This window comes from Kribbella jiaozuonensis, from assembly GCF_005233875.1.
Taxonomy (GTDB): Bacteria; Actinomycetota; Actinomycetes; order Propionibacteriales; family Kribbellaceae; genus Kribbella; species Kribbella jiaozuonensis.
In genome coordinates this window covers 98,296-117,852 of the sequence record NZ_SZPZ01000004.1, presented here as the reverse complement: position 1 = coordinate 117,852, position 19,557 = coordinate 98,296, and the positions used below count along the sequence as shown (strand labels likewise).

Genomic DNA, 19,557 nt, shown 5'->3' with positions numbered 1-19,557 from the left:
TTGACAGCGGAGAAGCAGCGACTCCCTCCCTCCGAGGTGGTCGCAGAATTTGTCGGCGGTCGCTGATTGGCTACCAAGCGTGTCTCGCTTTCGCTTGGATCCCACACCTGCGCAGGTTACTGGCTTACTCGGTCACTGCGCGCACGCGCGGTATGTGTGGAACCTCGCCACCGAGCAGTGGTCGATGAGAAAGCCCGGCCAGCGAGGGATTCCTGGGTACGCCGAGCAAGCCAGGCAATTGACCGCGGCGAGGGCTGCATTCGGCTGGCTGAGGGCTGGCTCGCAGATCGTCCAACAGCAAGCGTTGCGGGATTTCGAGCAAGCTCGCAGGAATTACATTGCCGGCACCCACGGCCGTCCGACCTGGCGTCGGATGGGACAGCACGAAGGTTTCCGCGTGGCCGGACCGCAGGCGCAGCGGGTCGAACGAATCAACCGCAAGTGGGCACGAGTCTTGGTCCCGAAGCTCGGCTGGGTCCGGTTCCGGGTCAGCCGCAGCGTGCCGGCGGCGAAGTCGTACCGGATCACCTGTGATCGCGTCGGTCGGTGGCACATCGCGTTCGCCGTCGTGCCTGCATCGATTCCGGCACCCGGAACGGGGAAGGTTGTCGGGATCGATCGCGGCATTTCGGTCTCCGTGGCGCTCTCGACAGGTGAGTTGCTCCACTGCCCGGGGATCCGCGACTCCGAGCACGACCGGCTGGTCATTCTTCAACGACGCCTGGCCAGAGCACGTCGCGGCTCGAAGCGCAGGCAGCGGGTCAAGAGCGCTATCGCGAAGATGTATGCCCGATCCGTCGATCGCCGGAGGGACTGGATAGAGAAGGTATCGACGGACATTGCACGTCGCTTCGACCTGATCCGGGTCGAGAACCTGCGGATCCCACAGATGGCGCGGCGACCGCGCCCGATACCGGATCCTGCCCTGCCTGGTGGCTACCTGCCGAACCGGCGTCGCAACAAGGCAGCGCTGAACCGTGCCATCCTCGCCAGCGGCTGGGGGCTTCTGGTGCGGCGGCTCGAGGACAAAGCTCCAACCAGAGTCGAGCGGGTTCATCCCGCCTATACGAGTCAGACATGTTCGCGCTGCGGCCACCGCGCACCGGAGAATCGTGAGAGCCAAGCGTTCCGGTGCCGGTGCTGCGGACATCGCAACCATGCTGATGTGAATGCAGCGATCAACATCGCCGCCGGACGGGCGGTCAGAGCACGCAGAGACAGGTCAACGCGGATGTCAGTGAAGCGTGAACCTCAACTCACTACTTCTGTGTAGACGGGTTGGAATCCCCGCCGTACGGCGGGGAGGACGTCAAGCGACGAACCGTATCGAAGGGTTCATCCCTGTCGGGTGGAGGGGATCAGCCGTCGACCGTGATCAGGTCGATGCCGGCCGACTCGGCGGCGACCTCTTCGACCGAGCGGGTCGGAAGGGGCGGGGGTGTGCCGCCCCAGGCGGGGCAGATCGCTTTGTGGTCGCACCAGTCGCAGAGCGGGCCCGGGCTCGGCCGCCAGTCGCCGGAGTCGAGGGCGCGGGTGATCGCGACCCAGAGGGCCGAGACCTTGCGCTCGCAGGCGCGGAGGTCGGCCTCGTCGGGGATGTAGCGGACGATCTCGCCGTTGCCCAGGTAGACCAGTTGGAGCATGGCCGGCACGACACCGCGCAGCTTCCACAGCACCAGCGCGTAGAACTTCATCTGGAACAGGGCCTTGGCCTCGAAGAACTCCGACGGCGAGCGACCGGTCTTGTAGTCGACGACCCGGATCTCACCCGTCGGCGCGACGTCGAGACGGTCGACGTACCCGCGCAGTACGAGACCTGAGTCCAGCGCGGTCTCGACGTACAGCTCGCGCTCGGCGGGCTCCAGGGCGTTGGGGTCTTCGAGCGTGAAGTACTTCCCGAGCAGTTGGTGCGCCTCGGCCAGCCACTTCGCCAGCTCTTCACCGTCCGCATCCTCGGCGAACAGCTCGGCGACCTCCGGCTCCTCCTCGAGGATCCGTTGCCACTGCGGCTCGAGCAGCTCCGCAGCCTGCTCCAACGTCCGCTGCCCGCGCGGCAGGTCGAACAGTCGCTCAAGGACCGCATGCACGACGGTGCCGCGCACCGCGGCGGCCGACGGCTTCTCCGGCAACCGGTCGACGACACGGAACCGGTACTTCAGCGGGCAGCTCATGAAGTCCGCGGCTCGGGACGGCGACAACGCCCCGCGCGGATGCACATGTGGATCGACTGCAGCTGCAACGCTCATACCGAAACCCTAGGCACAACCACCGACACTTCGCGCGCACCCCACTCCGCCCTGTGGAAAACCCAGCAAACTCCCAGCCGCCTTTCGGCCGACCATCGGCCGGACGCGCCACCCTGGACGTATGAACCGCCACCCACCGCCGAACCACGACCGCGGCCTGTCGTACGACCTCGCCACCCTCCACCGCCGCCGCTTCCTGGGGCTGGTCGCAGGCGCCGGCCTGATCGCGGTCGCGGGCTGCTCGTCACCTTCGACCACCTCGACCAGTGTCGATGAGATTCCGCAGGAGACCGGCGGTCCGTTCCCCGGCGACGGCTCCAACGGGCCGAACGTGCTCAACCAGTCCGGCATCGTCCGAAGCGACATCACCAAGTCCTTCGGCACAGCCTCCGGTCAGGCGAACGGCGTACCGCTCTCCGTCGAGCTCACCGTCCTCGACGCCGGCAAGAACAGTCCGCTCGAAGGCGCCGCGATCTACCTCTGGCACTGCGACGCTCAAGGCCGCTACTCGCTGTACTCCGACGGCGCGGCCGACGAGAACTACCTCCGCGGCGTCCAGGCCGCCGATGCCGCCGGCAAGGTCACGTTCACCACGGTCTTCCCCGCCGCGTACCAAGGCCGTTGGCCGCACATCCACTTCGAGGTCTACTCGAGCCTCGACGACGCGACCAAGGCCGGCCGGATCACGCGCACCTCGCAGCTCGCGCTCCCGAAGGACGCCTGCAGCACGGTCTACGGCACCGACGGGTACCACGGAAGCGCGCAGAACCTGAGCCGGACGTCGCTGGAGAACGACAACGTGTTCGGCGACGACGACGGCGTACATCAGCTGGCGGCGGTGACGGGAGATGTCGATCAGGGATACATCGCGACTCTCACGGTGGGTGTGTAGCACGGAGTTACCGACGGCAAAGTAGGTTTGGCTTGATGCCAGACTCGCGTGATCCCCAGAACCCCGCCCAGCAGGCCGGTCCACCACCGCCCGGCACCTGGGTGCTCGGTCGTATCCGCGGGATCCGGCTGACGATGCGATTCACGTGGCTGCCGGTCGCGATGCTGCTCGCGGTCGGGTTCGCCGCGATCATCGGTCAGCAGTTCCCCGAACTGGGCGGCTGGCGGTACGCGGCGGCGTTCGCGTTCGTGGTCGCGTTCACGCTGTCGATCCTGGTCCACGAGCTGGCGCACGCGCTGATGGCACTGCGGTTCGGCATCGGCGTCTCCGAGATCAACCTCGGCTTCTTCGCCGCCGGCACGCATATCGAGGGCGAGCGGAAGTCGCCGCTCGAGGAGTTCGCCGTTTCGGTGGTCGGCCCAATCGCATCGCTGGTCGTCGGCGGGCTCGCGTACCTCGGGTCCCGGGCGTTCGACGAGGGTGTCGGGTACGTCGCGCTGTGGGAACTGGGCATCGCCAACCTGATCGTCGGCGTCACCAACCTGCTGCCCGGCCTGCCGCTGGACGGCGGCTGGGTACTGCGGGCGATCGTCTGGAAGTTCACCGGCAACATGCACACCGGCACCATCGTCGCCGCGTGGGCCGGCCGGCTGCTCGCGATCTCGGTGCTGGCCGTGCCGGTGCTGCTCGAGGAGATCTGGGGTTGGCAGCCGTCGATGATCGATTTCATCATCGCGCTGCTCGTCGGCTTCTTCCTCTGGACCGGCTCGACCGCGTCCCTGATGCAGGCCCGGCTCCGGCGCAAGCTGCCCAGCCTCCAGGTCCGCACACTGGCCCGCCGCGCCGTCGCCGTACATTCCGGTACGCCGATCTCCGAAGCGGTCCGGCTCGCGGGTCAGACCCAGGCCGGAGCGGTCGTGGTGATCGACGGCGAGGGCAAACCGCACGCGCTGGTGTCGGAGAACGCGGTCGCCGCCGTCGCCCCGAACCAGCGGCCGTGGACCACGGTGAGCGAGGTTTCGACCGCCATCGGCGCGGGCCACATCATCGGCGTCAACGACACCGGCGAGGAGATCCTTGCCACGTTGCGCGAGCATCCGGCCTCGGAGTACCTCGTCCTCGACGCGAGCGGCGCGGTGTACGGCGTACTCGCGACCGCGGACGTGGAACGCGCCTTCCGCTCGCGCTGATTACTCGGTTGTCGTGACCGAAAGTTAAGGTGAGCGCCTTATGGCTGACTTGCGTGACTTTCCCGACCAGGCGTTCTCCGGGGTCCATCACGGACCGCTGCAGGAGGGCGAGTGGATCACTCTGCAGGACTCGAAGGGCCGCCGGCACTCGGTCAACCTGGAGCGCGGGAAGATCTTCCACACGACCAAGGGCGGGATCGCTCACGACGAGCTGATCGACGGCCCGGACGCGGTCGTGATCAGGTCCAAGGGCGGTGTCGAGTACCTCGCGCTGCGCCCGCTGATGGCCGACTACTCGGTGTCGATGCCGCGCGGAGCGGCGGTGATCTACCCGAAGGACACCGCGCAGATCGTGACGATGGCCGACATCTTCCCGGGCGCCAAGGTGGTCGAGGCGGGCGCCGGCTCCGGCGCGCTGACCACGGCGCTGCTGCGGGCGGTCGGGATCCACGGCCAGGTGATCTCGTTCGAGCGCCGGGAGGACTTCGCCGAGGTCGCGCGGAAGAACGTCACCGGCTTCTTCGGCGGCGAGCACCCGGCCTGGCGGCTCGAGGTGGGCGACCTGGTCGAGAAGCTGAACGAGCAGAACGTGGACCGCGTCGTGCTCGACATGCTGGCGCCGTGGGAATGCGTTGACGCGGTTGCTGAGGCGCTTTCACCCGGTGGGGTGTTCTGTGCCTATGTGGCCACCACGACGCAGCTGAGCCGCTTTGTGGAGACGCTGAGGGCACACGGCGAGTTCACTGAGCCGCGCGCGTGGGAGTCACTCGTGCGAGACTGGCATGTAGAAGGCCTTGCCGTTCGACCGGGCCACCGGATGCAAGGTCACACCGCCTTCCTGGTCACAGCACGAAGGATGGCGCACGGGGTGCAGGCACCCCGGAAGAAGCGACGCCCCGCGCCTGGCGCGTACGGCGACGATTACCTCGGGCCTCGTCGCGAAGAGGCCCGGGCGGAATCAACCGACGACATGCCGAAGGCAACTGGTTCATCCGCAACCGACACGTGATGGGATTCAGCTTGCCCGGCGAGGTTTTCTGGGTAAGGTCCATAGGGTCGAGCCCCACATGGTGAGGTGATGATCGTGGCTGGAGACGAGAGTCCTACCGCGGCAGAACTGCGTAACCAGGTCCGGTACCTGGAAGCCGAAGTCGCGGCGTTGCGACGGCGGCTGCTCGAGCACCCGGCAGACAGCCGGTCGCTCGAGAGCAGGCTGTCCGAAACACAGGCCTCCTTGGCGAGTGTCACCGCTCAGAACGAGCGGCTGGCCGACACGCTGCGGGAGGCGCGAGAGAAGATCATCGCCCTGAAGGAGGAGGTCGACCGGCTGGCGCAACCGCCGTCCGGATTCGGCACCTTCCTCGGACGCAATGAAGACGACACGCTGGACGTGTTCACCGGTGGCCGGAAACTCCGGGTCGCGGCGAGCCCGTCGGTGGACCTGGACGCGCTCCGGCTCGGCCAGGAACTGATGCTGAACGAAGCACTCAACGTGGTCGAGGCCTGCGAGTTCGAGGTCGTCGGCGACGTGGTGATGCTGAAGGAGCTGCTCGCCGACGGCGAGCGGGCGCTGGTCATCGCGCAGGCGGACGAGGAGCGGGTGGTGCGGCTCGCGTCGCCGCTGCTCGACGTGCCGCTGCGGGCCGGCGACTCGCTGCTGCTCGAGGCGCGCTCCGGGTATGTGTACGAGAAGATCCCGAAGTCCGAGGTCGAGGAGCTGATCCTCGAAGAGGTCCCGGACATCGACTACACCCAGATCGGCGGCCTGACCGGCCAGATCGAGCAGATCCGGGACGCGGTCGAGCTGCCGTACCTGCACAAGGACCTGTTCCTCGAGCACGAGCTCAAGCCGCCGAAGGGCGTGCTGCTCTACGGCCCGCCCGGCTGCGGCAAGACGCTGATCGCCAAGGCGGTGGCGAACTCACTGGCCAAGAAGGTCGCCGAGCGGACCGGGACGGAAGGACAGAAGTCGTTCTTCCTGAACATCAAGGGTCCCGAGCTGCTGAACAAGTACGTCGGTGAGACCGAGCGGCACATCCGCCTGGTCTTCCAGCGGGCCCGGGAGAAGGCCTCCGAGGGTATGCCGGTGATCGTGTTCTTCGACGAGATGGACTCGCTGTTCCGCACCCGCGGATCCGGGGTTTCGTCCGACGTGGAGAACACCATCGTTCCGCAGCTGCTGAGCGAGATCGACGGTGTCGAGGGCCTGGAGAACGTCCTGGTCATCGGTGCCTCCAACCGCGAGGACATGATCGACCCCGCGATCCTGCGGCCCGGCCGGCTGGACGTGAAGATCAAGATCGAGCGCCCCGACGCGGAGGCGGCGCGGGACATCTTCTCGAAGTACCTGACCAGTGGGCTGCCGTTGCACGTCGACGACCTCGGCGAGTTCGGCGGCGACCGGCAGGCGTGCGTGGACGGCATGATCCAGCGCACGGTCGAGCGGATGTACACCGAGGCCGACGAGAACCGTTTCCTCGAGGTCACCTACGCCAACGGTGACAAGGAGGTCCTGTACTTCAAGGACTTCAACTCGGGCGCGATGATCCAGAACATCGTCGACCGGGCGAAGAAGATGGCGATCAAGGCATTCCTCGACGAGAACCAGAAGGGCCTGCGGGTGCAGCACCTGCTGCAGGCCTGCGTGGACGAGTTCAAGGAGAACGAGGACCTGCCGAACACCACCAACCCGGACGACTGGGCCCGCATCTCCGGCAAGAAGGGCGAGCGGATCGTCTACATCCGTACGCTCATCTCCGGCAAGCAGGGCACCGAGCCCGGACGGTCGATCGACACCGCGACCAACACCGGTCAGTACCTGTAAGGCAACCTGTAAGACACCGCGAACCGCCCCTGGACCATGTGTCCAGGGGCGGTTCGTTTGTCGCGGGGGGTAGGCATAACACCCGGTGCGATCGGGGGGTTTCCCTGATTGGTACGGCGGTCTTCCGGCCTTAGCTTGCTGTTATGGCGACGGATGAGGTGCGGAAGGACCTGCGGGCCGCGGTGGCGGCACGGCAGGAACTGGGGCCGGAGTACGAGAACGAGATCATCGACAGCTTCCTGGAGAAGCTCGATGCCCGGGATGTCCAGCGACGCGTCGGTTCGCTGCCCGAGCCGGCCCCGCGACGGCATCCCAGCCGCGAGACCGACCCCGGCGGCCTGGCGCTGGCGATCGTGTCGATCGTCGCGGCCATCCCGATCACCGCGATCGCGGCCGGCATGATCGGGCCTTTCGGCGTACTGATCGCCTGGATCGGACTGGTCAGCATCAACTTCGCCCGGACGATGTCCCGCCGTATGCGCTAGATCGGGAGCTGGTGCCCCTTCGCGTCGAAGGCGCGGACCTCGGTCTTGAGCTTCTGACCGACGGTGAACTTCCCGTTCGCCTGGACCTCGATGTAGGCGAAGCCGTCGCTCACGACACCGCTGGTCCACGGACCGGTCTTCCCGTTCAGTACGTACCGCGCCTCGACCTGGGCGACATCTGGGTGGGCCCGGTAGAGCCGCCACGATTGCAGCGTGGTGAGGTCGTTGGTGAAGTCGCCGTCCGTGGTGCCGAGCGCCACCAATGCGCGCTGCTGGGTGGGTTGGGTTCGCCAGGCTTTGTCGTCGACCCGCCCGACCGCTCCGATCGCGCCGAGCTTGCCGCTCGGCGGCGTCCGCGTCATGCAGTACCGGTACCCGAGCTTCGCGGTGGACGGAGCTCCTCCGCCCCCCGGCTTGCGATGGCCGTTGATCACCGGCGGCTGCGTAGTCGCCTTGTTCGTGTCCAGGGCCACTGCCACCAGCGCGGTGCTGTCTTTGGTGATACCCCGGACATGACGGCTCCAGACGAGCTGGGCCGGACCCGGCTCGTCCGGGAACTGGCAGTCGGCGACGATCTTGGCCACGTCGGCCTGCGGGACCGGGCCGAGATCGACGCCCACCTTTGCCTCGGGCGAGACGGTCGACGTACCGGCCGCTCCTGTGTCGTCGGGTGACTTCTGGGTGACGACCAGCGTTCCGGCCACGACAGCGGCGACGGCTCCGACGGCGACAGCCGGTGCGATCCACCGCCGGCCAGGGCGGTGGTCGCCGGGCCGGGTCCTGTCCATCACCTGATTGCGGAGTCGGGACCGCTCGGCGGCGCTCAACGGCGGAACCCGCGGTGGTTCGAGTTGGGTGTTCATGAGAGCTCCTCGTTGAGGGCGACCCGGGTCAACAGGTCGGGGAAGCGGCGGCGGGTGCGGTGGAGCCGGGCCTTGACGGTCCCGACCGGTACGCCGAGCGCGTCCGCGGCCTCGGCTGTAGTGAGTCCGGACCAGACGACGAGCTCGAGGGTCTCGCGCTCGTGCCGGGGGAGTTCGGCCACCGCGCGACGGATCGCCGACATCTGGCGTTCGTCGTCCAGACGGCGGGCGACGTCGGGTGCATGGTCGTCGTCGGGTGCAGGGTCAGGCAGGCGGGTGAGCACGTTGCGCAGCCTGGCCGCCGTACGAGCCAGCGCCCGGCATTCGTTGCCCGCCACGACGAGCAGCCAGCCGCGGGCGCTCGACGCCGTCAGCGGACCGGGTGGGTTTCGCTGGAAGCGTCTCCAGGTGCTGAGGAACGTCGACTGGACCACATCGTCGGCGGTGCTCCAGGACGCGGTACGCCGGAACGCGAACGCCCGTACGTCGTCCGCGTACCGGTCGAACAGCTCGCCGAGCGCGAAATGGTCCCCGACGCGCAATCGCTCCCACAGCTCCGTGTCGTCAGTCAGGGTGGTCTTCACACCCTCTAATGACCGGACAGCCGGCGGATGGTTGCATCAGAGCCGATTCAGGATGTCCTGCAGACCATTCGTCACGTCGTCCGGCAGGTCGAGGAGCAGGCCGCGGTGGACGCCGTACCAGGGGGAGAGGCGGGCCCAGTCCTCGGCGCGTTCTACCTGGTCAGAGGTGGGTTCGTACACCTCGATCAGACCGGTCCTGAGTGCTTCTGGAGCGCCGTTGAGGGGCCAGCAGAGGTCCAGCGCGGGGTCGCCGATGACGGCGTCCGTCCAGTCGATGATGCCGGTGATCTGACCGTCGGCCATGAGGACGTGGTCCGGACCCAGATCGCAATGGATCAAGGAGGTCCGGACGTTGGCCACGCGGTCGAGCAGGTCCAGGGCGCGGCCGCGCCTTTCAGAAGGCAGCAGCGGCACTACCTGGGTCTTGCACTCCTTCAGGAACACCGCCTTCTCGGCATCGGCCGTGGCCGCGTCCAGCGCACCACGCGCGACCGCTTCGACCGGATCCACAGCGTGCAGGGCCTTGAGGAAGGCGCCCAGCTCGCGGCCCGTCGCCGTACCGCCGTCGGTGAAAGGTGAGCCGGGCAGCATCAGGTGCCGTACGCCGTTGTCCGTCAGCTCAGGCACCGGGACGGGCAGGGGCAGCTGCGGGGCGAGCCAGGGGAGGAGCGTGGCTTCAGCGAGCAGCCTGGGGCGCACCTCGGGCCGCCGTGGGGAGCGGTGGATCCACCGACCGTCGATCCAGGCGTCGCTGTCCCAGCCCTGGTCGATGGTCGCCAGACTCCGGACGAAGTCCCCGAGCAGACCCACCGCGTCCGGCATGAACGACCACGACGGATCGTCGAGCTTGGCGACGAGCTCGGCGGGGGACATCCAGGCGCCCCACTCGACCTCTTCCGGCTGGTGCCGCACCGGGCCGTCCCAGACGCACGTGTACAGGTACGCGTGGTAGTGCGTGTGGTCGTCGGCGTAGTCGCCCTCCGGCAACCGCGTCAGCTCGACGCCCGAGATCCCGAGCTCCTCCTCCAGCTCCCGTACGACGGCGTGGAACGGGTCCTCACCGGCCGCGACGACCCCGCCGGCAGAGAAGTCGTACCGGCTCGGGTACAGGTCCTTGATCGGCGTACGGCGGTGCACGTAGATGTCACCGGCCGTATTCCGGACGACTACTCCGGTGGCGGAATGGCGCAGGTTGTCGCGCCGCATCACCGACCGTGGCGCGGAACCGGTGACATGGTTGTCCTGGTCCAGGATCGCCACCAATTCGTCCACGGGCGCAGTCTCACATGTAACCCTGTGGACACAGCAACCCCTTTAGTCGCCGGTACCGCGTAGGCTCGTTCGCATGAGTGTTCGGCGGATCATGGGTACCGAGACCGAGTTCGGGATCTCGGTGCCGGGCCAGCCCGGGGCCAACCCGATGCTGACCTCGAGCCAGGTGGTGAACGGCTACGCGCAGACGCAGCCGCTCGCGCGCAAGACGCGATGGGACTTCGACGAGGAGCACCCGTTACGCGACGCGCGAGGATTCGACCTCAGCCGGGAGGTGGCGGACTCCAGCCAGCTCACCGACGAGGAGACCGGCCTGGCGAACGTGATCCTCACCAACGGCGCCCGGCTGTACGTCGACCACGCCCACCCGGAGTACTCCGCTCCGGAGACCACCAACCCGCGGGACGCGGTGGTCTGGGACAAGGCCGGCGAGCTGGTGATCATGGAGGGCGCGCGGCAGGCCCGGCTGATCCCCGGCGCCCCGCAGCTGAACCTCTACAAGAACAACACCGACAACAAGGGCGCATCGTACGGCTCGCACGAGAACTACCTGATGCGCCGGTCCACGCCGTTCGCGTCGATCGTGCGGCACCTGACGCCGTTCTTCGTCAGCCGTCAGGTGGTCACCGGCGCCGGCCGGGTCGGCATCGGCCAGGACGGCGCGGCGCACGGGTTCCAGATCAGCCAGCGGGCCGACTACTTCGAGGTCGAGGTCGGCCTGGAAACGACGCTGAAGCGCCCGATCATCAACACCCGCGACGAGCCGCACGCGAATCCGGACCGGTACCGCCGGCTGCACGTGATCATCGGCGACGCGAACCTGTCCGAGATCTCGACGTACCTCAAGGTCGGTACGACGTCGCTCGTGCTCGCGATGATCGAGGACGGCTGGCTGACCGACGACCTCGGCGTCGACCGGCCGGTCTCCGCGCTGCACGAGGTCAGCCACGACCCGTCCTGCACGCATTTGCTGACGCTGAAGGACGGCCGCAAGATCACCGCCGTCCAGCTGCAGGCGGAGTACCTGGAGCAGGCCCGCAAGTACGTCGAGGACAAGTACGGCGACGACGCGGACCGGCAGACCAAGGACATCCTGCACCGCTGGGAGCAGATCCTCGACCAGCTCGCGATCGACCCGATGAAGCTGTCCGACCAGCTCGACTGGGTCGCGAAGTACAAACTGCTCCAGCAGTACCGCGACCGCGACGGTCTCGAGTGGGACGACCCGAAGCTGCACCTGATCGACCTGCAGTACGCCGATCTCCGTCCGGACAAGGGCCTGTATTACAGGTTGGTGAAATCGAACCGGATGCAGCGGATCGTCACCGACGAGGAGATCCGGATGGCGGTGGCGCACCCGCCGACCGACACCCGCGCGTACTTCCGCGGCCGCTGCATGCAGCAGTACGCGCCGCAGGTCGCGGCCGCCTCCTGGGACTCGGTGATCTTCGATCTGCCCGGTAAGGAGTCACTGCAACGGATCCCGACGCTGGACCCGCTGCGGGGTACGAAAGCGCACGTCGGCGCACTTCTTGACCAATGCGACACCGCCAGTGACCTGGTTCGCACCATTACTGGGGGCGCCGCCGGGTAGGGTCGCTATAGGAGGGTCGGTTGGGCGGCCTTCCCAGCGGTTCTAGGAGGTGTTTGGCCATGGCGAAAGACGGCGGGCAGCAGCACAAGCAGCCCAAGCGTTCGTCGACCGAGGAAGAGGTCGAGCAGGTCGAGGCGTCGGAGGACGTCCAGGAGCGCAAAGAGCGACTCGACGAGGATGTCGACTCGATCCTGGACGAGATCGACGAGGTCCTCGAGGAGAACGCCGAGGAGTTCGTCCGCGGATTCGTGCAAAAGGGTGGGGAGTGAACCGCTCGATGACTTCTGATGCCTCCGGCCGGTTGCCGGAAGCCTTCCTGACCCCAGGTGGCTCGTCGTTCATGGACTTCCTGGCCGGGCACGCGCCCGACCTGTTGCCGGGACGACGGGCCCTGGGTTCGGGTGACCTGTCCAGTGAGGTCCCGCACGGTACGACGATCGTCGCGGCCACCTTCCCCGGTGGCGTGATCATGGCCGGCGACCGGCGGGCCACGATGGGCAACATCATCGCCCAGCGTGACATCGAGAAGGTGTTCCCGGCCGACGAGTACTCGGCGGTCGCGTTCGCCGGTTCGGCCGGTTTCGGGATCGAGATGGTCCGGTTGTTCCAGGTCGAGCTGGAGCACTACGAGAAGCTCGAGGGCGCGACGCTCAGCCTCGACGGCAAGGCCAACCGGCTCAGCGCGCTGATCCGGGGCAACCTGCCGATGGCGATGCAGGGCCTGACCGTGGTGCCGCTGTTCGCGGGGTACGACCAGGACATCAAGGGCGGCCGGATCTTCTCCTACGACCCGACCGGCGGGCGGTACGAGGAGACCCACTTCTACAGCGTCGGCTCGGGCTCGTTGTTCGCCCGCGGCGCGCTGAAGAAGCTGTACCGCGAGGACCTGTCCGAGACCGACTGCGTGACGGTGATGATCCAGTCGCTGATCGACGCGGCCGACGACGACTCGGCGACCGGCGGCCCGGACATGCTCCGGCGGATCTTCCCGGTGGTCGGCGTGGTCACCGCGGACGGTTACCGGCGGCTGCCCGAGGACGAGGTGGCGGCGCTCGTCGACGCGGCCTGGAGCCAACGGCACCGGCGTCCTGACGGCCCGGCCGCGACGTCCCTGACCTGACCCCCGCCCTTCGACTGATAAGAGGACGACACCTTCGATGAGCGTTCCGTTCTACGTCTCGCCCGAGCAGCTGATGCGGGACCGGGCCGACTTCGCCCGGAAGGGCATCGCCAAGGGCCGCAGCGCGATCGCGCTGCAATATGCCGACGGCATCCTGTTCGTGGCCGAGAACCGCTCGCCCGCGCTGCACAAGGTGGCCGAGATCTACGACCGGATGGCGTTCGCCGCCGTCGGCCGGTACAACGAGTTCGAGAACCTGCGGATCGCCGGCGTGCGGCTGGCCGACATGCGCGGGTACTCCTACGACCGGCGCGACGTCACCGGCCGGGCGCTGGCCAACGCGTACGCGCAGACACTCGGCGCGATCTTCTCCTCCGGCGGTGAGAAGCCGCTCGAGGTCGAGATCCTGGTCGCCGAGATCGGCGCCGCTCCGTCCGACGACCAGGTCTACCGGCTCACGTACGACGGCTCCATCGCCGACGTGCAGGGGTACGCCGTGATGGGCGGCCCGGCCGACCAGGTCGCGGACTACATCGGCGAGCACTACTCCGAGGGCATCTCGCTCGCGGGCGCGCTCCGGCTCGCGGTCGACGCGCTCGGCCACGACGGCACCGAGGTCCGGCAGCTGACGCCGGACCAGCTCGAGGTCGCGGTCCTGGACCGGACCCGGACCCAGGTGCGCAAGTTCAAGCGGATCTCCGAGGAGACGCTGGCCCGGATCCTGTCCGAGTCGCGTCCTGCGGAGGAGCCCACCGCGCCGGCCGACACCGACGCCGCCGACAAGGACGACAGCGCGGAGACGACTGCGTCGGCCGATGACTCCCCGGTCGCCCCGCCGGCGGATGACGCACCGATCGCTCCGCCGGAAGATCCTGACGACAACCGTCCCCTGTGACGGACCAGCACGAGACCTCAGCCGTCACCGACAACGTGGCGGCTGAGTCGTCTCGGCCCGCCGATCCGGTTCCGTGGGAGCTGCTGGAGGAGGAGCCGGGTTTCCAGCGCTTCCTGACCGTGCGGCTGCGGCGGTACCGGATGCCCGACGGCCGTGAGGTCGAGTGGGACGTCCTCGGCCCCGAGGCCGGGATCGCGTCCGGGATCACCGTGCTGCCACTGACGCCGGAGGGCCGGATCGTGACGATCCGGATGTTCCGCGCCGGCCCCGACTCCGTGGTGACGAACCTGCCGGGCGGCCTGGTGGAGCCCGGCGAAGAGGTGGCCGTCGCCGGCGCGCGGGAGCTCGAGGAGGAGACCGGCTACACCTGCGAGACGCTCGACGTCGTCGGCTGGCAGTGGTCCGGGGCGTCCTCGACCTTCCGCAAGTACGTCGCGATCGCGCGCGGCTGCCGCCCGGACGGCAAACAACAGCTCGACGAGGCCGAGGACTGCGTCCCGGTCGAGCTGACCGTGGACGCGTTCCGTGCCGAGCTGCGCACTCCGGGTGCGATGACCGGAATTGATGCCGCCTATCTCGCGTTGGACCACGCAGGCTTGCTTTAGAAAATCTGCGGAGGAAACGATATGAGCGACTGGAACACGAACGTCATCACCGAGTTCCGGGAGAACGAAGGCAAGGTCGGCGGCAACTTCGAAGGCGCCCCGATGGTGCTTCTGCACCACATCGGCCGCCGGAGCGGACAGGAGTTCATCGCTCCGACGATGTACCTGGCCGACGAGACCGACCCGGCCGTCATCTACGTGTTCGCCAGCAAGGGCGGCGCGCCCACGAACCCGGACTGGTACCGCAACCTGGTCTCCGCCGGTGAGGGCGTCGTCGAGGTCGGCACCGAGACGTACAAGGTGTCCGTCGACGATGTGACCGGCGCGGACCGCGACCGCATCTACGCCGAGCAGGCGCGACGCTACCCAGGCTTCGCCGAGTACGAGGTTCGCACGGCGGGCATTCGTACGATCCCGGTCCTCAAGCTCACCCGGGTGTCTTGACGGGTAGGTCCGCGCGCTGAGTGGATAGGGCTGTGACCCCTGACCCTCAGCAGACCAGCACCCGTCCGGACGGATTCGACCTCGGTAACAGGGTCGGTCTGGTGCACGGACCGACCACCGATCCCGATGCCGAGCGGCTCGTCCGCGACACCCTGACCCGCGCCGGCGTGACCACGATCGTCGACGGCGAGGCCGCAGTGACCGTCCATCTCGGCGGCACCGGCCTCGACGTCGAACCGGCCGCCGGTCTGCCGGCCGAGGGGTACGTCGTTGCCGTCGGTGACCACCAGATCGTCCTCGACGGCGTCGACATCCGAGGCACGTACTACGCGGCCCTGACCCTCGACCAGCTTGTCGAGGGCAACCACGTCGACGGCGTCGAGATCCGCGACTGGCCGACCCTGCCGTACCGCGGCTCGATCGAGGGCTTCTACGGCACCCCGTGGTCGCACGCGGACCGCCTCGACCACCTGGACTACCTCGGCGCGCACAAGCTGAACACTTACCAGTACGCGCCGAAGGACGACGTGTACCACCGCGAGCAGTGGCGTGACCCGTACCCGGCCGACAAGCTGGCCGAGCTCGGCGAGCTGATCGAGCGGGCCCAGCGCAACAAGGTCGACTTCACCTTCGCGCTGTCGCCCGGCCTGTCGATCGCGTACACCTCCGACGACGACTTCCAGGCACTGATCGCGAAGTTCGAGGCGCTGTACGCGCTCGGCGTACGGGTGTTCAACGTGCCGCTCGACGACATCGAGTACGAGAAGTGGCACGCCGACGAGGACGCCTCGAAGTACGGCTCAGGTGGTGGCGCGGCCGGTGCGGCGCAGGCCGATCTGTGCAACCGCGTCCAGCGCGAGTGGATCGCGACCAAGCCGGACGTGGCTCCACTGCAGATGGTCCCGACCGAGTACTACGACGTCGAGGAGACTCCGTACAAGCAGGCCCTGCGCGAGCAGCTCGATCCCGCCGTGATCGTGCACTGGACGGGTACTGCGGTCGTTCCGGAGCAGATCACGAGCGCACAAGCGGCCGCGGCGAAGGCGGTGTTCGGGCACGACATCCTGATCTGGGACAACTACCCGGTCAACGACTACGCGCACGGCCGGATCCTGCTGGCGCCGTACACAGGTCGCGAGCCCGGCCTCGCCGAGCACGTCGTCGGCGTCATCTCGAACCCGATGAACCAGGCCGCGGCCAGCAAGCTCGCGCTGTACTCGTTCGCCGAGTTCGGCTGGAAGCCCGCGACGTACGACGCCGACGCCTCCTGGCACCGCGCGATCGCCGAGCGCGCCGGGGGAGACGCGGCCACGATCGCGGCGCTGGAGGTGTTCGCGGACCTGACGACGTACGACGGGAAGCTGCACCTGACCAATGCGCCGGTGCTGGCGTCGAAGCTCGCGGCCTTCAAGGCGACCTGGGACGGCGGCGACCTGGCCGGGGCGATCGCCGAGCTCGAGCCGTACCTCGAGGCCATCGAGAACGCGTCCGCCCAGATCCGCAGCGGGGTCAGCGACCCGGAGTTCGAGGCCGAGACCGACTCGTGGCTGGACGCGTCGTTCTACTGGGGTGGGGCGCTGCGGCAGGCGCTGCGCGTGTTCGAGGCGCAGGCGGAGGGCAACGAGTCGGACGTGGCGACCGCCCGCGACGAGATCGAGCACCTGATCACGCAGGCCAACGAGATCCGCGACGTCCGCCTTCCGCACAGCAAGGTCCCGCTCAGGATCGGTGACGGGGTGGCCGACGCATTCGTAGCCCAGGCCACGGGGTCGGTATCCTGAGGACGGACCGCGACTGGCGCTGAGGTGGACCACCACCGGGGAACGGTCTGCCATCCGGCTTCGCCGCGCGCCTGGGCACCTTCGACGTCAGAGGAGTGCGCCAGATGACAGCTGAGTTGATGATCGGGACCGACCTCGCCGCCGAGATGGTGGCCAAGGCGGCAGAGCGGGCCGCTGCCGTGCAGGAGAAGTACGGCGTGCAGCCGTGCCTGGCGACTGTGCTCGTAGGCGACGACCCGGCCTCGGCGACGTACGTCCGGATGAAGCAGAACCGGTCGAAGAAGGCCGGGATCGCCTCGCGGAGCGTCGTACTGCCGGCCGAGACCACGACCGAGGAGCTGGTCGCGGAGATCCGGAAGCTGTCCGAGGACCCGGAGGTGCACGGGATCCTGCTCCAGCACCCGGTGCCGGCGCAGATCGACGAGCGGGCCGCGTTCGAGGCGATCGACCCGGGTAAGGACGTCGACGGCGTGACGATGCTGTCGTTCGCGGCGATGGCGTTCGGCGATCCCGGGTTCCGCTCGGCGACGCCCGGCGGGATCATGCGGCTGCTCGCGGAGTACGACGTACCGCTCGAGGGCGCGCACGCCGTGGTGATCGGCCGCAGCCCGATCCTCGGCAAGCCGGCCGGGATGTTGCTGCTGGCATCGAACGCGACGGTGACCTACGCGCACTCGCGGACCCGGGACCTGCCCGAGCTGGTCCGGACCGCGGACGTCGTGATCGCCGCGGTCGGCAAGGCGAACTTCGTCCGCGGCGACTGGCTGAAGCCGGGCGCGGTCGTGGTCGACGCCGGCTACAACGAGGGCAACGTCGGCGACGTGCATTTCGAGGAGGCGGCCGAGGTGGCTCGCCTGATCACCCCGGTCCCGGGCGGCGTCGGGCCGATGACGATCGCGCTGCTGCTCGAGCAGACGGTCGACGCCGCCGAGGCACAGTTGGGTTAGCAGTCGGTTAGCGGTCGCACCCGCCGTCCTTGTCCGGCCGCGAGTGCGGCCGGGCCAGGTCGTCGATGCCCTTGTAGGCGTACGGATCGGTCCCGGCGACCATCACGATGTCGCGATAATCGTGCTTGCCGACATGTATGCCGTCCGGCACGGTCTGCCAGGGGAGCAGCGACTCGGCGCTCATGTAGTGGTTCGCGAGTGCTCGCCGGAGTCCGTGCCGGCCGGTGTTCGGCAGGGACCGGTGCAGCAGGTACCCGTTGAAGATCACTGCCGAGCCCGCCGGTACCTCGACCGGGATCGCGTCGTCGTCGGAGTACGGGAAGTCGAACGCCTCGACCGTGCAGTCGAAGCGGAGGTCGTCCTGCTCGCGATCGGGATAGAGCACGCCGCGCCGGTGCGAGCCCGGCAACACCCACAGGCAGCCGTTCTCGACGGTGGCGTCGTCGAGCGCGATCCAGGCCGCGGTCAGCGAGCGGTCCCTGGTCGGGATGAAGAACTCGTCCTGGTGCCACGCCTGGCCCGGCTTGCCTTCGGGCTTGATGAACAGCATCGACTGCATCGCCTTGACGTTAGGCCCGATGACGGCCGTGAGCGTCTCGACCACCCGCGGCGCGTGCAGCGCCGCACGAGCCGCGTCGGACACCTTGTGCGGGTGGTGGATGCAGAGGAACCGGCGCAGGACATCGTCGGTGGATTCCGGAGCCGGAGCGCCTTCGACGGCGCCGAGCTCGCCCCGGCACAGTTGCTCGGCGGTGAGATGGAGCTCGCTGACTTGTTCGGCGGGCAGGGCCTGGTCGAGTACGACGAAACCGTCTCGCCGGAAGGACTCGACCAACTCGTCGTTGACCTCGGTGAAATGCATCTAGTCACCGTGACAGAGCACGCTGAGCCGGCCAATGTCGTGGGCAAGCGCTTTACTATCTGTTCGTGACATCGCGAGCACCGGCGGTCAGCGTGAACTCCCTGGTGCAGATCGCCGACTACGCACCCGGCGCGACGTACGGACCGCGCCGGCTGCCGAACTTCGAGCTGCTCTGGATCCTCCATGGGTCGGCCATCTGGCGGACCGACGTGTACGACGCCGGCGTCCTGCAGGCGACTGTCGAGCACGAGTTGCGCCCGGGGACGGTCGCGCTTGCGAGGCGTGGGAATCGGGACGCCTATATCTGGGACTGCGATGGCCACTCGCGGCACGCGTACGTGCACTTCCAGATCGACGACTTCGGCGACCTCGGCGATCCGGCGAGGTGGCCTTGGGTGCGGTCCAGGTCCGATCCGGGCCTGCTCGACGAACTGTGCAGCTACTTGCTGGACAGCACGGCTGACCGGGGCCACAGCGATCGGCTGGTGGCGACGATGCTGGAGGTCTTCGTCAGCGCTCCGGTCGGCCGGCAACGTGCGGAGCTGCCGGATGCCGTCCAGCGCCTCGTCGACCATGTCGCCGCGGTATGGGCGACTGGTCCCCGGATCGTCTCCGTCCCGGAGTTGGCCGCCGCGGCGAACCTGTCCGCCGGCCACCTGCACCGGCTGTTCCGGGAGCGCTACGGCTGCGGACCGGCGTACGCCCTAGATCTGATCCGGCTCGCCCGCGCCGCCACCGCTCTCCAGCGCACCAACGCCACCATCGGGGAGATCGCCTCCGACTGCGGCTACAGCAACCCGTACCACTTCTCGCGTCGCTTCGCCCTCGCGTACGGCGACCCGCCGGGAAGCTTCCGCCGCCGTCGCCAGCTGTCCGATCCACTCGCCCCGGTACGCGAGGCGGGGCTGCTGCCGATCGCCCGCCGGCTCCTCGAGGCCGCCCGGAACGGCTGA

Annotated in this window: 20 protein-coding genes and 1 riboswitch; of the genes, 15 read left to right on the top strand and 5 right to left on the bottom strand. The window is 68.1% G+C overall.

The genetic code is table 11. The annotated features are described in order from the left end of the window. Positions 1-79 precede the first annotated feature (79 nt). Positions 80-1,273 (top strand): RNA-guided endonuclease InsQ/TnpB family protein, encoded by a 1,194-nt coding sequence (locus tag FDA38_RS26635; RefSeq protein ID WP_137256877.1) that lies wholly within the window; start codon positions 80-82, stop codon positions 1,271-1,273. Positions 1,274-1,358: 85 nt separating this feature from the next. Here the strand turns inward: FDA38_RS26635 and FDA38_RS26630 are convergent, their stop codons facing one another. Next, complete coding sequence (locus FDA38_RS26630) at positions 1,359-2,246, bottom strand: RecB family exonuclease (protein ID WP_137256876.1); 888 nt, start codon at positions 2,244-2,246, stop codon at positions 1,359-1,361. A 121-nt stretch (positions 2,247-2,367) separates the two neighbouring features. Here FDA38_RS26630 and FDA38_RS26625 point away from each other — a divergent pair, with 121 nt between their 5' ends. From FDA38_RS26625 to FDA38_RS26605, 5 genes are all read left to right on the top strand, one after another. Further along, positions 2,368-3,138, top strand: a complete 771-nt coding sequence (locus FDA38_RS26625) for an intradiol ring-cleavage dioxygenase (RefSeq protein WP_137256875.1) — start codon at positions 2,368-2,370, stop codon at positions 3,136-3,138. A 35-nt stretch (positions 3,139-3,173) separates the two neighbouring features. Beyond that, on the top strand, positions 3,174-4,328 hold the full coding sequence (locus FDA38_RS26620; RefSeq protein WP_233714954.1) for a M50 family metallopeptidase: 1,155 nt from the start codon (positions 3,174-3,176) through the stop codon (positions 4,326-4,328). Between the two features lie 40 nt (positions 4,329-4,368). After that, on the top strand, positions 4,369-5,337 hold the full coding sequence (locus FDA38_RS26615) for a tRNA (adenine-N1)-methyltransferase (protein WP_137256874.1): 969 nt from the start codon (positions 4,369-4,371) through the stop codon (positions 5,335-5,337). A gap of 69 nt (positions 5,338-5,406) precedes the next feature. After that, a complete protein-coding gene (gene arc, locus FDA38_RS26610) occupies positions 5,407-7,152 on the top strand; it encodes a proteasome ATPase (protein ID WP_137256873.1) in 1,746 nt (581 codons plus the stop codon). Positions 7,153-7,295: 143 nt separating this feature from the next. Next, positions 7,296-7,637, top strand: coding sequence for a hypothetical protein (locus FDA38_RS26605; RefSeq protein WP_137256872.1), 342 nt, complete (start codon positions 7,296-7,298; stop codon positions 7,635-7,637). Here FDA38_RS26605 and FDA38_RS26600 read toward each other — a convergent pair. Genes FDA38_RS26600 through FDA38_RS42705 form a run of 3 tightly spaced genes read right to left on the bottom strand, consistent with a single transcriptional unit; the run spans position 7,634 to position 10,356 of the window. Then, a complete protein-coding gene (locus tag FDA38_RS26600; RefSeq protein ID WP_137256871.1) occupies positions 7,634-8,500 on the bottom strand; it encodes a hypothetical protein in 867 nt (288 codons plus the stop codon). The two genes, FDA38_RS26605 and FDA38_RS26600, sit on opposite strands and share 4 nt — an antisense overlap. Continuing rightward, positions 8,497-9,084 carry an RNA polymerase sigma factor gene (locus FDA38_RS26595; RefSeq protein ID WP_137256870.1) on the bottom strand — a complete coding sequence of 196 codons (588 nt, stop codon included), beginning with the start codon at positions 9,082-9,084 and terminating at the stop codon, positions 8,497-8,499. Before FDA38_RS26595 ends, FDA38_RS26600 begins: the two co-directional genes overlap by 4 nt. A gap of 36 nt (positions 9,085-9,120) precedes the next feature. Further along, positions 9,121-10,356, bottom strand: a complete 1,236-nt coding sequence (locus FDA38_RS42705; protein ID WP_202877841.1) for a phosphotransferase — start codon at positions 10,354-10,356, stop codon at positions 9,121-9,123. Between the two features lie 73 nt (positions 10,357-10,429). On the opposite strand from FDA38_RS42705, the gene dop reads away from it, so the two are divergent. The 8 genes from dop (at position 10,430) to FDA38_RS26550 (ending at position 17,742) form a co-directional block, all read left to right on the top strand. Beyond that, complete coding sequence (gene dop / locus FDA38_RS26585; RefSeq protein ID WP_137256869.1) at positions 10,430-11,950, top strand: depupylase/deamidase Dop; 1,521 nt, start codon at positions 10,430-10,432, stop codon at positions 11,948-11,950. Positions 11,951-12,009: 59 nt separating this feature from the next. Continuing rightward, a complete protein-coding gene (locus tag FDA38_RS26580; protein WP_130448384.1) occupies positions 12,010-12,219 on the top strand; it encodes a ubiquitin-like protein Pup in 210 nt (69 codons plus the stop codon). A gap of 8 nt (positions 12,220-12,227) precedes the next feature. Next, positions 12,228-13,070: a proteasome subunit beta gene (gene prcB / locus FDA38_RS26575; protein ID WP_137256868.1), complete on the top strand. Its 843-nt coding sequence runs from the start codon at positions 12,228-12,230 to the stop codon at positions 13,068-13,070. A 37-nt stretch (positions 13,071-13,107) separates the two neighbouring features. After that, positions 13,108-13,965, top strand: a complete 858-nt coding sequence (gene prcA, locus FDA38_RS26570) for a proteasome subunit alpha (protein ID WP_137256867.1) — start codon at positions 13,108-13,110, stop codon at positions 13,963-13,965. Then, the gene (locus tag FDA38_RS26565; RefSeq protein WP_137256866.1) at positions 13,962-14,570 is read left to right on the top strand and encodes an NUDIX hydrolase; all 609 of its coding nucleotides are present in this window, start codon (positions 13,962-13,964) and stop codon (positions 14,568-14,570) included. Before prcA ends, FDA38_RS26565 begins: the two co-directional genes overlap by 4 nt. A gap of 21 nt (positions 14,571-14,591) precedes the next feature. Continuing rightward, positions 14,592-15,014, top strand: a complete 423-nt coding sequence (locus tag FDA38_RS26560; RefSeq protein ID WP_137256865.1) for a nitroreductase family deazaflavin-dependent oxidoreductase — start codon at positions 14,592-14,594, stop codon at positions 15,012-15,014. 32 nt (positions 15,015-15,046) lie between these two features. Next, on the top strand, positions 15,047-16,795 hold the full coding sequence (locus tag FDA38_RS26555) for a beta-N-acetylhexosaminidase family protein (RefSeq protein WP_233714953.1): 1,749 nt from the start codon (positions 15,047-15,049) through the stop codon (positions 16,793-16,795). After that, a riboswitch (ZMP/ZTP riboswitch) is annotated at positions 16,795-16,879 on the top strand. Its footprint overlaps the gene before it by 1 nt. A 20-nt stretch (positions 16,880-16,899) precedes the next feature. Beyond that, positions 16,900-17,742, top strand: coding sequence for a bifunctional 5,10-methylenetetrahydrofolate dehydrogenase/5,10-methenyltetrahydrofolate cyclohydrolase (locus FDA38_RS26550; RefSeq protein ID WP_137256863.1), 843 nt, complete (start codon positions 16,900-16,902; stop codon positions 17,740-17,742). Positions 17,743-17,749: 7 nt separating this feature from the next. Here FDA38_RS26550 and FDA38_RS26545 read toward each other — a convergent pair whose 3' ends face one another. Then, positions 17,750-18,604 carry a phytanoyl-CoA dioxygenase family protein gene (locus FDA38_RS26545; RefSeq protein ID WP_137256862.1) on the bottom strand — a complete coding sequence of 285 codons (855 nt, stop codon included), beginning with the start codon at positions 18,602-18,604 and terminating at the stop codon, positions 17,750-17,752. Positions 18,605-18,669: 65 nt separating this feature from the next. Here FDA38_RS26545 and FDA38_RS26540 point away from each other — a divergent pair, with 65 nt between their 5' ends. Beyond that, the gene (locus FDA38_RS26540) at positions 18,670-19,557 is read left to right on the top strand and encodes a helix-turn-helix domain-containing protein (protein ID WP_137256861.1); all 888 of its coding nucleotides are present in this window, start codon (positions 18,670-18,672) and stop codon (positions 19,555-19,557) included.